We start from the raw sequence: 13708 nt of genomic DNA on the forward strand, positions 1-13708 counted from the left end.
TTTAAAATTGTCCTGTATCCAACATTTTATATCGAATAGCTAAACGAGTCAGCTCTACATCTCCCCCAATACCTAACTTGGCAAACAAGCGGTATCGGTAGCTATTGACCGTTTTGGGGCTAAGGTTTAACTGCTCTGAGATCTCACTCACCTTTTCACCATTGGTGATCATCAGCATTATTTGCAGCTCTCTTTCTGATAAAGACTTAAAAGGGTTCTCTTCAGATTGGTTAAACTGACTCAGTGCCATCTGCTGTGCGATTTCTGGTGACAAATACCTTTGCCCATGAGCAACCTGTCTAATGGCTTGTAGAACCTCTGGTGAAGTCGCCCCTTTTGTTAAATAGCCAGAAGCACCTGCTTGCATCACTTTTGTAGGAAAAGGGTCTTCTGTATGAATAGTAAGTACGATTATCTTAGCATGGGATTGAAAGCGAAGAATTTTGCGAGTTGCTTCTAACCCACCAATACCCGGCATATTCATATCCATCAAAATCACGTCGGCTTCGTTTTTTCGACACCACTGGACTGCGGTTTCGCCATCACCAGCCTCACCCACGACTTTAATGCCTCGTTCATCTTCGAGGATCCGTCTAATACCCGTTCTCACTAATTCATGGTCATCAACTAAATATACAGAAATCAAAGCCGTCTTACCTTTAGATGCTTGATTTAAATCCATGTAAAAAGATTCAAGTCAATAATGTTATAAAGGTTAATTTATCGCATCTAACTGCATATAGAAAGTAAAATCGCTCTAATCCTATAGAGATAGTCACAGAAAATATCACCAAATAACAATGACTTAATTTAAAAAGCAAAAAGGCAGCCATAAGGCTGCCTTTTCTAAATGTGGCGGAGAGATAGGGATTTGAACCCTAGATGGGCTATAAACCCATGCCGGTTTTCAAGACCGGTGCATTCGACCACTCTGCCATCTCTCCGAACGAAGTAGATATTATTCGTTTCCGGTAATCTTGTAAACCCATTTCCAACAAAATAGCGACTCAACCCGCTCTACCGCTTAACTATTGGACGACAGATAAGAACCGTTATCTGGGCAGCTTAAATGAGCCTAGAGAAAGTTAACCCTTGTCTTAAACACACTGGCAAATCGTTAACTGTCAAAGCCTGTCGAAAAATGTGCTAGTATCACCCTACTAAAAATAGACATATACTTTTATGAACTCAAACGTCATTCCTGCTTCTGCTCTTGTTCCCAGTTTCAACCTTCCAGCTGAACAGGCGTTCACCTCCAGCCCAAAGGCCGATCTTCTAGGTCAAGAACGCAGTCTCGATGCATTTCGACTACTTACTGTAACCGATAATCAGCACATGTTTTTAGCTGATTATTTTGGTTGCAATCGAAAGCGGATTATCGATGCCTTAGTAAAAGAACAAGGCCAGTTCCCTCCCCTTAGCTTAGTACTTGATGATAAAGTTACAGCTTGGGTTGAGCATGATGAACATAGCGACAATCGCCTTGCGACTAAGACTCACGAGTATCAGTATCTGTCCGGTTCAATACGTAAAGTCGATTTAGTCGGTCGCTACCATAGTGAATCACAAACTTATGAAGCTGGCTTACTTGCCAGCTGTCATTATCTGTTTATCTGTGCGGACTCCCTTTGGAAGAGGGAGAATTTGTGGGACCTATTGCTTGAGATCCTCGATAAACAGACTTATCAAGTCCACTCGCAGTTACCGGCTCTAGCATTAAACTGCAAAATCATCCTGATTGGGTCCAGCCATCAATATGGTAGCTGTTGGTTAGGTGAACCTAGCTTTTCAAGGCACTTCCCACTTCTTGGGGAGTTAATCAATGAGGTAGATCTCACTGAGCATTCAGCATTAGAGTACTGCCATTGGTTAGCGAGTATATTTAATAATCTTAATGTCAGTTTGACTTGCTCTGCTTTACTGTTATTACTGCAATACAGTGCAAAACTTGCCGACCATCAGCAGCGCCTTAGTCTAATGGCTGTCAATATTGAACACTTGTTGGCTCAAGCCAAAGCCTATGCTCAAGATTATGAGATCTCAGAGCAGGTATTACTGCACAGTATTACCATGATTAACCAACGTCATAATGCATCTGAACAACTTTCTGCACAAAACTTTGATGACCTATTTATTAACCTACCCACTCAAGATGAAATCGTAGGCCAAATTAACGGGTTGACCGTAATTGAAAACGCAGAATTCAGTTACGGTGAGCCAGCCAGAATCACAGCTTCTGTTCATTACGGTGATGGTGAAGTGGCCGATATTGAGCGTAAGTCTGAATTGGGCGGTAATATTCATGCCAAAGGTATGATGATCCTGTCGGCATGTCTGTACCGGATCTTTGGTAAAGATGCCCCACTCCACCTCAATGCTAATATCGTATTTGAACAATCTTATCAGGAGATTGATGGTGACAGTGCCTCTCTTGCTGAATATTGCAGTTTAATTTCAGCTATTTCAGAAAAGCCAATTAAACAAAGTTTAGCCGCTACCGGTGCCATAGATCAATTTGGTAATGTACAGGCCATCGGCGGTGTTAACGAAAAAATTGAGGGCTTTTTTAAACTATGTAAACGTCGAGGGCTCACTGGCCAACAAGGCGTGATTATCCCTAGCTCTAATATGCAACAACTGAATCTACATCACGATGTTGTTGAAGCCATTACTGCGGGTAAGTTCACCTTATACCAAGTAAAGCATATTGATGAAGCTGTGGAGATCTTAATGCAGACGCAGGCTGGTAATGCTGATGAAGATAATCAGTTTCCAGACGATTCAATCTATGGATTAGTACAATCTCGCTTAGAAAGCTTGGCGGGCTACCAGGAAGAAGAAAAAGGTCTTTTTGCAAGATTGATCGAAAAACTAAGATTTTCTAGCTGATCGGAGTTGTTTAGCGTACACGTGTTCGCTAACCTTGGCAGCTCAAATTGCTGGAGTATCAAAAATAATGAGTAACGCAAATAGTTTTACCAAAGAAGATCTTATTGCCTGTGGACTTGGCAAACTATTCGGGCCTAATTCTCCGAGACTGCCAAAAGACAATATGCTGATGATCGACCGAGTGTTAAAAATTAACTCTGACGGTGGTGAATTCAGTAAAGGTGAGATTATTGCAGAGCTCGATATTAACCCAGACCTTTGGTTTTTTGACTGCCACTTTGCAGGCGACCCTGTTATGCCAGGCTGTTTAGGTTTAGATGCGATGTGGCAGCTAGTAGGCTTCTTCTTAGGCTGGGAAGGTGCGGAAGGCAAAGGAAGAGCCTTAGGCGTTGGCGAAGTGAAATTTACAGGCCAAGTTCTACCTGACGCTAAAAAAGTCACCTATAAGCTTACCATTAAGCGTAAGGTCTATCGTAAGTTGGTTATGGGTATTGCAGATGCCACGATGGAAGTTGATGGTAGAGAAATTTATAGCGCTAAAGATCTTAAAGTCGGTATATTTACTGATACAACAAGCTTCTAATTCGCTCAAAAACCAAGTTAGATTGCTAAAAGAAAAATGCCCTCTTTAACAGAGGGCATAATATTGTTTAAATCATTCAATTGTTAAAGTGAAAAGTTTATTAGAATAGGTTACTCAGTCTTACTTATTAAATAAGCCGCTCAGCCGACCGTCAATGCCCTCACGCCACCCGCCAAGCCATTGTGATTTAGAATCAAGCGTCGAATAGGGACATATCTCTTTCGACCGGCCTCCAACTCCTGCTTGAAAGCCTTTTGAAAAAGCTCTATCTAATCGATCTCTTTTCTGTCTTTTCATGCAAGCACCCTCTCTTCGATAACAAAAGAAGCTAACGCTTCACCTACATTGATAAAGCTTTTTTAAGTTGAGATCAATCCTAAAAAACGGCCTTGTATACGGTTATTATTTAAGCTACTGAGATATCTTACAAATTTATTGCAAAAAAATCGAGGCCGTAGCCTCGATTATTGATTACTTAAACAATATCAATTGAATCGACGTCTAAACCACAATAGAGGCAACATCAAGATCCACGCAAAGCTAGCTGCGCCTTTACGCTCATAGTTGTCATTGCTACCATCATCATCAATAACAGTACACGCTTCTGCGCCTGAGACTGCAGGCTGTAATACCACCATACGTGGTAAGAAAGAGGTCACAGGATCGCCATAGCCGTTTAACTCAAAAAACGGTAAGCCGTTATCACCGATTACAATATTGCCGTCATCATCAAACTTATAAGAAGGCTTACGGATAAACGCCGTACCAACAATCGTACCGTCTTCATTGATGCTATTGCCTTCAACAACAAGGATTTCGCTCTTATAGGTTAGTGTCTTGCCTGAACCATCTTGTACTTCAACCTGGTGACGTTGCCAGTTTCCTTCAGCGTTCTTCTCATAACCTTTCGACTCACAGGTCAGTAGATTATTGACGTTGTTAAACTCGCCATCAGGAAACTCACTATTTGGCAGTTGATACAGGAAACCAGCCTTTGGACGCGGCTTTTCCTTGTCATGAGTGGTGTCAATATAACCAACAACCTGGCCCTTATTGTTTATATCACGGCCACGGCTACTTAAATCAGAGATATTGTTATAAAAGTCGTTTGGTGTCACCAGTGCAGTTTCTGGGGTGTTGGTGTCAAAGTAGAAGAATTTATCTCTACGGTAGCCATCGATATATTTGTTATAGCTACCAACTAAGATCCCGGCATCATTGATGTCATAAGCGATAGAGGAATACACATCTCGAACCTCATCGACATTGACCCAGTTGTACTTGTACTCACCATTAGCATCTTTAGTCCAGTAGGCTGCGTCATAATATAATCTGTCTTTATCATTTTGACGGTATACATAAGAGCGACCTGCAACAACGCCCTCATTATTTACACCAAGACCCTGTGCGCTATAAACACTGTCATTAGTCACTTCAAGACCTAATGGCAGCATGGTCGCTGTCGGTGTATTGTTACCTGCTTCATATTGCCAAACATAGCCACGGATCTGATATTGAATATCGCTATAACCATATTGATTTGGAAATTGTGCTGATTGAATACAAATATTCTGCGGCGCGGTATCGCTATTATTATCAACACAAGAATTGATGATATTTGCGCTATTATCACTAATGTCTGTACTGGCGTAACCGGCGACTAAACCGCTATCGTTAACGGCTGCAGCACTTGAGAAACCACCAACGATAATCGTTTGTTCTTCGGCCTCACCCGCTTTATAGACATACTCGGAATAAGCTGGAATTAACGCAATTTCGGCATCGGCTCCTTGTTTTACAAAGCCACGCTGCTCATAATCACGGTAATACCAAAACTCTTGTTCTTCATTACTTCCATCATAAGGCAGTGTTTGCTGCTTTGACGTCATAGCGCCCACTTGAAGGCCACTATCATTGATATCGTAGAAGAAAGTATCAATCGAGTTGACTGTCGCATCATCTTCAGGAAGAGCTGGCGGCGTGGTGCCGTTAACACTTTCAAATGTTGGGATCCAAGCGTTACCATTTGAAGTGAAAGTAAAATTATTTGCGATAATTGGAAGGTTAACTGAATAGGTAATGGTTTCAGAATCGGCAACACCGTCTTCGATATCAATAACACCATCATCATCTTCAGAAACCGTTAGTTTCTTTTTACCTTTAGCGGCACCGACGGCTTCATTATTAATATTAACGGCCATCCCATAACCGTTACGCGTGTTATCAATAGTGCCGTTTAGGTTATAAGTGTCTAGATCGATATTAATAATTTCATAAACAGGTGCAGCTTGAACACCTTGAAGTACGCTTAATACACCAACAGCTACTAACGATAGGGTTTTATCCAACTTAAACTTCATTAACTCGCTTCCTATTTCTTATTTTTAGCTTATACCAATCATATTAATCATCTGGCCGCTTTTAATCGTTAAAATGGGCTTTGTTACATCGTAAATTCATAACTAGCAAGCTAGTAATTCGAACCACATTGTATATAAGCCCATTTTGTCCTCAACACACCATCAGTCTAATTAATTAGTATTACTTCAATGATTCGAGCTCTTCCCATCGCTCAAAGCAACTTTCAAGCTGACTTTCCTTATCGGACAATGCTTTCAAGTTTTCATTCACTATTTTTTGCTCCTGAGCGTAAAACTCAGGTGAACTGACAATGGCTTGTAAATTTTCAAGTTCTTGCTCTAACTGCTCCATCAAAGCAGGTAGAGACTCTAATTCGCGTTGTAATTGATAAGAAAGTTTCTTTTCTACTTTCTTAGCAACAGACTGTACTACTGGCTTTACTTCAACAACAGGAGCTTTGACAGCATTTATGCCTTGAGGTTCCTCAGAGTAAAATCTTGCACCTTGAGAAACTGCATCTTCGTAACCACCAACGTACTCACTCCAGCCGCCATTGCCGGTAAACCACCAACTACTGGTTACGGTATTATCGATAAAGGCACGGTCGTGGCTGACCAACAACAAGGTACCTTTATAATCTGCAAGCAGAGACTCTAGCAATTCTAGGGTCTCGATATCAAGATCGTTGGTTGGTTCATCGAGAATAATAAGATTTGCAGGTCTTAGTAATAGACGTGCTAACAACAAACGATTTTTCTCGCCACCAGACAAGGCTTTAACCGGTGTTCTAGCGCGCATAGGCGAGAACAAAAAGTCTTGTAAGTAACTTAAAATATGACGGTCTTGGCCATTAATCGTTACCGTTTTCTTACCTTCGCCAACGTTGTCTTCAACCGTTTTTTCAGGATCTAATGCTTCACGGTATTGGTCAAAATAAGCGATTTCGAGCTTAGTACCGACTTTAACACTACCCGATTGTGCTTCTAACTGACCAATAAGCAACTTAACTAACGTCGATTTACCACAACCGTTAGGGCCAATTAGCGCTATACGGTCACCACGCATCACTGTTGTACTGAAATTCTTAACCAGATTCTTCTCTGGTAAATTGTATTCAAGATTTTCAATATCAAAAACGAGCTTTCCTGAGCGGTCTGTATCAGCAACGGCCATTTTAGCACCGCCTTGGCGATTAAGACGAGCCATACGTTCTACACGCAGATCTTTAAGTGCTCGAACACGGCCTTCGTTACGAGTACGACGCGCTTTAACGCCTTGACGGATCCACACTTCTTCTTCAGCTAGCTTTTTATCGAAGTGGGCATTTTGCTCAGCTTCAACACGTAGCCATTCCGCTTTACCATCTAAGTAAGCTTGATAATTGCCGGGCCAAGAGGTGACTACGCCGCGATCTAAATCAACAATTCGAGTCGCCATACGTTGAATAAAGCCACGGTCGTGACTGACAAATACTATCGCGCCACGGTAGCTCAGTAGAAACTGCTCTAACCACTCAATTGTATCGATATCTAAATGGTTGGTCGGCTCATCAAGAAGCAATAGATCTGGATCGCTAACTAAAGAACGCGCTAGTGCCACTTTACGTTGCCAACCACCTGATAATTCAGATAGTGCCGCGTCGGGGTCTAATCCTAATAGCTCACAGTTTTGATTAATGCGGTTATCAAGCTGCCAGCCATTAAGATGATCGATATCATCTTGCAAACGTTCCATCTGCTTTAGCATTCGATCCATTTCATCTGGAGACGCAGTGCCGACATCATGAGAAAGTTGATGATATCGTTCTAACTTTTCTCCAACCTCTTGCAAGCCAGCAGCAATATATGAATATACAGAGCCCTGTTCAGCTTTAGGCGGATCTTGCTGTAAACGGCTCACCTTAACGTCAGTGGCAATGTTAAACTCACCTTCATCAAGCAGCACATCACCGCTCAATACTTTCATCAAACTAGACTTGCCTGCGCCATTGCGGCCTACGATACAAACACGTTCACCGGGTTCAATGGTAAAATCAGCTTTTTGCAATAATGGGGTGTAACCGTAGGCTAAAGAGCCGTTATTAATACGTACTAGACTCAACTTACGCTCCTAAAAATTTTTTTAATGCTGCGAGATCAAACGGCCAATTTAGTTCATTTTGGGTGTCGACTATTTTGACAACAGGAATACGAATGCCGTACTGCTCTGCTAGATTTTGATCATCACAAATATCAATCATGCTATAAGCAACATCGGTTTGCTCAAGCAGCTCAGCTGCCAGCTCACACAGATGGCAAGCATCTGTGTGAAACAAGACTACTGAAACATTACTTGGCATGAGTAATTAGCCAAGTATTATGGATATGCGGGTTTCTCTTGAAATCCATTGGCAGAGTTTGGCTATCAATATTCTTAACTGACATACCAAAGGCTTCAAGTTGCTCAACTTCCATCTTAAATTTACGCTTGTTGTTTGAGAAAATGATTTCTCCACCCGGATTTAGCAACTTAAACACATTCGCTAACATATCCACGTGATCACGTAGCACGTCAAATGAGTCTTCCATACGCTTTGAGTTTGAGAAGGTCGGTGGATCGATAAAAATCAGATCAAACCTGTCGTGTGTGCGCTTCATCCACTGTAGGCAGTTCGCCTGAACAAACTGATATTTATCGCTATTTAAGCCATTTAATGCGAAGTTTTCTTTTGCCCAATCAATATAAGTATTAGACATGTCAACAGTTGTGACAGAAGCCGCACCGCCTAAAGCTGCGTGTACCGATGCTGAGCCGGTGTATGAGAACAGGTTACATACACTGCGACCTTTTGATTTTTCACCCACTAACTTACGCGTTAATCGATGATCTAAAAATAAGCCTGTATCTAAATATTCTCTCAGGTTTAGTTTGAATTTAGCACCATATTCTGTCGTGATGAGCTCAAGCTTACTCGCGGCTAATTTCTCATATTGATTAGTACCCTTCTTGCGCTCACGGGTTTTCAAAATGATGTGATTAGGGTCAATACCAATCGCACTAGGTAAAGAGATCAATACGTCGGTTAATCGACGCTTGGTGACAGCTTCTGGAATTTCAGAAGGTGCTGAGTACTCTTGAATAACGACGTAATCAAGGTATTTATCAACCGCAACATTATATTCCGGCAGATCAGCATCATATAAACGGTAGCTATCAATACCCTCTTTCTTAGCCCACTTCTCTAACTGCTTAAAGTTCTTTTTAATACGGTTAGCAAAAGGCACTGCGATGTCACTCACATCACCTTCAATCTTGATATTGGTAGGATCGACTCGACGAGTATTTTCAGCATGAACAGTATAAAGGTTAAACGCACACTCTAAAGCGCCGTTATTCATCTTCATCTGCTTATCTGCTTTCAATTTAAGTGCAGATAAAAGCTCTACATCACTATTTAAAATAGCGATACTCCAGCCACCGAAGTCGGCCTTGAACTTATCACCCAGTTGATAATAAAGCTGAAGCAATGAGGTTACATTACCTAAACGTTCACCATACGGTGGGTTAGATATTAGGAAACCAGATTCAGCTGGAACCTTAATATCTAATGCGTTTGCCACGCTGAAGTCGATTAAATCAAGCACGCCTGCATTTTCAGCATTGCGCTTCGCAAGCGCAATGAGTCTAGAATCGATGTCTGAGCCGTAGAACTTAATTTCGCAACGGGTTTTACCGATGGATGCGCGAGCACTTGCTTCGTTTAATAACTCTTCCCATACCTTTTTGTTGTGAGGTAACCAATGGTCAAAACCAAAACGCTCACGGTGAATACCAGGTGCAATATCACAAGCCATCATCGCCGCTTCGATTAAAATGGTACCACTACCACAGAAAGGATCGAGCAAATCTACTTGTGCCGCCTGCCAACCACTTCGGACCAGCATATTGGCTGCAAGGTTCTCTTTTAGTGGTGCTTCACCTGTAGTAGAACGGTATCCACGCTTGTGTAGTGCAGGACCTGAGAAATTAATACCAATAGTGATCTCGCCACGTCTAAAGTGGGCATCAATTCTAAAGTCGGCATCAACTCTTTCAACGTTTGGACGAGAAAAATCATCATCGCGAAAACGATCTACAATCGCATCTTTAATTTTTAACGCACCAAACTGAGTGTTCTTAATAAAACCACCCAAGCCATGGAAGTCGATACTAAAAGTACTGCGATTTGAAAACTGCATCTGCCAATCGATACCGTAAGCGGCGTTATATAGCTGCTCAGGTGACTCGCATGGACCTTTATAAATGACAAAAATGATTCTGCTCGCCAAGCGTGACCATAGCGTAATACGATATCCCAGCTCTAGCGAAGCAGAAAAATAAACGCCCGCTACACTTTCTTTAATATTAGAAGCGCCAAGCTCAGCGAGTTCAAGTGATAACGCATATTCATAGCCCCGAGGAGCTGCAGCAAAAAAATTTAACATTGATTAAGTCGACACACAGTAAAAATTAGTTCGACATTATACCTGTTAGTACTACTAAATGATAAAAGTTATTGGCTAAAGCGAAATTTAATCCCTTAAGCAACTGATTGAGGCAACATATGCCTTGACTCGTTTCTTTCAAATCACCGGCAAAAAAACTGAAAGTTTGGCTTCTAGAAGTTGAGGTATTGCTCAGGTATCAAAGACTTACCATATCATGTATCTCGCAGCACCTCATAGAGTTCCAAGTTTTTTGCAGATACTTGCAAAATATCCAGCTGCCGTGCAATGCACACTTATAAGCAGCGCTGAGCTTGGCTTAATATAACTTACTGCAAGGCCTAACGTTGCCAGCCGCCACCACTAGAACACAGCTAAAAAGAAGGCCAGCCGTTTTGACACTCTCCAAAAATATCCAGAGATACATGATCGCCGAACCAGCAAGGGTATATTGTTAAAACATACGCCGCCAGCTCATTGGCCGCATAAGCCTTACCTCTATTAACACCAAGATGCGACACTTTGTAACCATTACCGGCATTTGATTGATCTATAGACTGAAATAGATAAAATCACACTGGCCCCACAATTTACACATAAAAATAACAATAAACACACTTTCACTACATGCGTGGTGCGAGTTTTAAAAAGTGAGTACTTTTATGAAAACAACACTTCCTCTACTACTTTGTCTTGGATTAACCGCTTGTGGCGGAAGCGATAGTAATGAAACAACTCCGCCTCCAGTACAAGTGCCTGAGCTACAAGCCGATGCCTGCTATATCATGTCTACAACGATGGGAGAGATGACATTTGCCATCGATTTAACCAATATGCCTATTACAGGGAATAATTTTAAAGATTACGTCGATAGTGATTACTACCCAGGAACACTATTTCACCGCAGCATAAACAACTTTGTGATCCAAGGTGGTGGCTTTAACACTGGCTTAGTCGCCAAACCGGGAAAAGAAGCAATTGTTAATGAAGCTCATGTTGGCATTAGCAATGTACGCGGCACGATTGCAATGGCGCGCACAAACGCACCGGACTCTGCCACGACTCAGTTCTTCGTTAACGTACTCGATAATCCACAACTTGATGCCTCTGCCTCAAATTATGGATATGCGGTATTTGGGAAAGTCATTAAAGGAATGGATGTGGTCGATCAAATAAGCATTGTAAAAACTGGAGCCAATGACGTACCTTTATCAGAAATCTTGATTAACTCAGTTATTGAAACGAGTTGTTCAAGTAATTAAGCAGTAATAATGAGGCGTTTAATTATGCTGCAAGCGCCTCATTAATATTATCGTCAGTTATGCTGGCTCATAATCATTAAGGGAACGGGCAAACAATTTTTGTTATTGGATGGCCAATAATCTATCTAATGGATTAACAGTCAACTGGATTCGACTTTTCATAAGCAAGGCACCGTGAAAGTCTCCTCGGCATAAAAATCCCCCAAAACTATCCAAGCTAATTTTCAAAGCAAACTAGTTATCAGACAAGCTAGTTATCAAGCCAAACTACTTACCAAGCCAAGCTAGTTATCTTGGCTAATTATTAAAGGCTGTAGAGAAAATCCTGCCAAAAAACAGCTTAAGTTCAAGAGTAAATAATGCTATGAATCGTTCTAAGCTGCGTTAACTTGTCTTTGAGTTGACATAGGTGAAAGCCTGTCATGCATCACTTTTATCGTGTCAAATTGATCAAGCTTTTTAGAGTCGGTTAATCGACATTCTGTCGACATAATCATCACCAATGAGGCTTGCAAACCAGACTCGATAACCATAGCAATGACAGTATGCTGACTCGTGGTTAACTGAAAGAGTTTACCCACTTCACTATAAGCACATTGATGTGAGACATTAAAAAACCAAGATTTAGGCATCTGAGGTTTCAGTAAGAAATGAGCAGCGGTAGCATTCAATGCAATTTGCACTAATAGTGCATCATTTAACGACATGGACTTTGATAAACGGTCGACCAAGTCAATATAGAACTTAGCGTGCTCTACGCTAAACTCCATTGTTTCTTTGGCATCAGGTATTAAGGATTTTAATTTATAAGGCGATAAAAATTCCATATCATCCCCTAACGAAACGCTTAATACTCCGTACGCTTCATTATATCCCCACTGCCAATCCCTTTTTGGCATTAATAACATAACGTTTACCTTTATTTAGATACAATTGAATAATAGATGATTATTTCACCAATATCAAAATAAATTTAATTCGAGATAATAATTAATAGTGGAATAAAAACGATCACTGAGATCCTTTACGGATCTTAATGATCGTTTTATGATCTAATAAATAATATTAGATCGAAGTCAGATTACTTAATTCGATATGCTTCTACAATATCTTTAATTAGTTTTGGTCCTTGATAAATAAATCCTGAATAAATCTGGACCATTTCAGCACCAGCATCTAATTTATCTAATGCATCTTCAGCCGCATTAATACCACCGACGCCAATAATCGGAAGTTTACCTTTCAAACAGTCAGCCAATTGCTTAATAACCATTGTTGACAATGAATTCAATGGCTTACCACTTAACCCACCCGCTTCATTAGCATTCAGCAAACCGCTAACACCGTCACGAGTTAGCGTCGTATTGGTCGCAATAGCAGCGTCAAATTCACTCTTTATCAGTGCTTCAGCGATTTTTTCAATCTCTTCAATTGACAAGTCTGGTGCAATTTTTAAAGCAATGGGTACGTACTTACCATGTTTTTCAGCGAGTTCTTTTTGTTTTGCCTTTAGAGAGCCAAGCAGATCATCTAATAGATCGCCATATTGAAGCGATCGCAAACCAGGCGTATTTGGCGAAGAGATATTTACTGCAATATAAGCTGAATAAGCATACACCTTATCCATACAGATTAAGTAATCCTCTTTACCCAGCTCTACAGGTGTATCTTTGTTCTTGCCAATATTGACGCCGACCATCGCATTAGACTTAACTGCTTTGAGGTTTTCAACTAGGTTATCTACCCCTTTGTTATTAAAACCCATGCGATTAATAATCGCTTTAGCAGGCTTTAGTCTAAAGCAGCGTGGCTTATCATTACCTGGCTGTGGACGCGGTGTTACTGTGCCGACTTCAATATGGCCAAAACCCATAGCATGAAATGCATCAATACATTCACCGTCTTTATCCATGCCAGCGGCAAGACCTACTGGATTTGGAAATGTCAGTCCCATCATAGTGACAGGCGCTGGCTTGATATTTTGCGCATAAAAGCAATTTAAAGGCGTATTACCAGTAGATTTTAAACTGCCAATAGCGAAATTATGCGCCAGTTCTGGATCCATCTGAAACATGAACTTTTGTGCGATTTTATAAAACATGTTTTCTCCTAGACCGAAAAAAGCCCCGGCATTTGCCAGGGCTTCTGAT

General features: G+C 41.1%; 11 protein-coding genes and 1 tRNA gene. 3 read left to right on the forward strand and 9 right to left on the reverse strand.

Annotation, left to right across the window (positions count from 1 at the left end; translation table 11 throughout):
- Nucleotide 1 precedes the first annotated feature (1 nt).
- The gene (gene uvrY / locus ACVBJC_RS13650) at nt 2-646 is read right to left on the reverse strand and encodes a UvrY/SirA/GacA family response regulator transcription factor (protein ID WP_447161379.1); all 645 of its coding nucleotides are present in this window, start codon (nt 644-646) and stop codon (nt 2-4) included.
- Between the two features lie 207 nt (nt 647-853).
- Nucleotides 854-944 (reverse strand) — tRNA-Ser (locus ACVBJC_RS13655).
- Nucleotides 945-1182: 238 nt separating this feature from the next.
- On the opposite strand from ACVBJC_RS13655, the gene ACVBJC_RS13660 reads away from it, so the two are divergent.
- Nucleotides 1183-2889, forward strand: coding sequence for a S16 family serine protease (locus tag ACVBJC_RS13660; RefSeq protein WP_447161316.1), 1707 nt, complete (start codon nt 1183-1185; stop codon nt 2887-2889).
- Nucleotides 2890-2956: 67 nt separating this feature from the next.
- A complete protein-coding gene (fabA, locus tag ACVBJC_RS13665; protein WP_447161317.1) occupies nt 2957-3472 on the forward strand; it encodes a bifunctional 3-hydroxydecanoyl-ACP dehydratase/trans-2-decenoyl-ACP isomerase in 516 nt (171 codons plus the stop codon).
- 120 nt (nt 3473-3592) lie between these two features.
- On the opposite strand, the gene rmf is transcribed toward fabA, so the two are convergent.
- From rmf to rlmKL, 5 genes are all read right to left on the reverse strand, one after another.
- Nucleotides 3593-3769: a ribosome modulation factor gene (gene rmf / locus ACVBJC_RS13670; RefSeq protein WP_202289406.1), complete on the reverse strand. Its 177-nt coding sequence runs from the start codon at nt 3767-3769 to the stop codon at nt 3593-3595.
- 188 nt (nt 3770-3957) lie between these two features.
- Nucleotides 3958-5832, reverse strand: coding sequence for a DUF3466 family protein (locus ACVBJC_RS13675; RefSeq protein WP_447161318.1), 1875 nt, complete (start codon nt 5830-5832; stop codon nt 3958-3960).
- Nucleotides 5833-6013: 181 nt separating this feature from the next.
- Nucleotides 6014-7933 (reverse strand): ABC transporter ATP-binding protein, encoded by a 1920-nt coding sequence (locus tag ACVBJC_RS13680; RefSeq protein WP_447161319.1) that lies wholly within the window; start codon nt 7931-7933, stop codon nt 6014-6016.
- 1 nt (nt 7934) lies between these two features.
- Complete coding sequence (locus ACVBJC_RS13685; RefSeq protein WP_447161320.1) at nt 7935-8171, reverse strand: glutaredoxin family protein; 237 nt, start codon at nt 8169-8171, stop codon at nt 7935-7937.
- Nucleotides 8161-10296 (reverse strand): bifunctional 23S rRNA (guanine(2069)-N(7))-methyltransferase RlmK/23S rRNA (guanine(2445)-N(2))-methyltransferase RlmL, encoded by a 2136-nt coding sequence (gene rlmKL, locus ACVBJC_RS13690; RefSeq protein WP_447161321.1) that lies wholly within the window; start codon nt 10294-10296, stop codon nt 8161-8163. Before rlmKL ends, ACVBJC_RS13685 begins: the two co-directional genes overlap by 11 nt.
- Before the next feature lie 662 nt (nt 10297-10958).
- On the opposite strand from rlmKL, the gene ACVBJC_RS13695 reads away from it, so the two are divergent.
- On the forward strand, nt 10959-11558 hold the full coding sequence (locus ACVBJC_RS13695; RefSeq protein WP_447161322.1) for a peptidylprolyl isomerase: 600 nt from the start codon (nt 10959-10961) through the stop codon (nt 11556-11558).
- Nucleotides 11559-11932: 374 nt separating this feature from the next.
- On the opposite strand, the gene ACVBJC_RS13700 is transcribed toward ACVBJC_RS13695, so the two are convergent.
- Together ACVBJC_RS13700 and pyrD are read right to left on the reverse strand one after the other, a co-directional pair.
- Entirely contained in the window at nt 11933-12466 is a 534-nt protein-coding gene (locus ACVBJC_RS13700; RefSeq protein ID WP_447161323.1) for a cell division protein ZapC, read from the reverse strand.
- 173 nt (nt 12467-12639) lie between these two features.
- A complete protein-coding gene (pyrD, locus tag ACVBJC_RS13705; RefSeq protein ID WP_447161324.1) occupies nt 12640-13659 on the reverse strand; it encodes a quinone-dependent dihydroorotate dehydrogenase in 1020 nt (339 codons plus the stop codon).
- Between the last annotated feature and the right edge of the window lie 49 nt (nt 13660-13708).

It is taken from the genome of Shewanella sp. 0m-6, assembly GCF_052977325.1.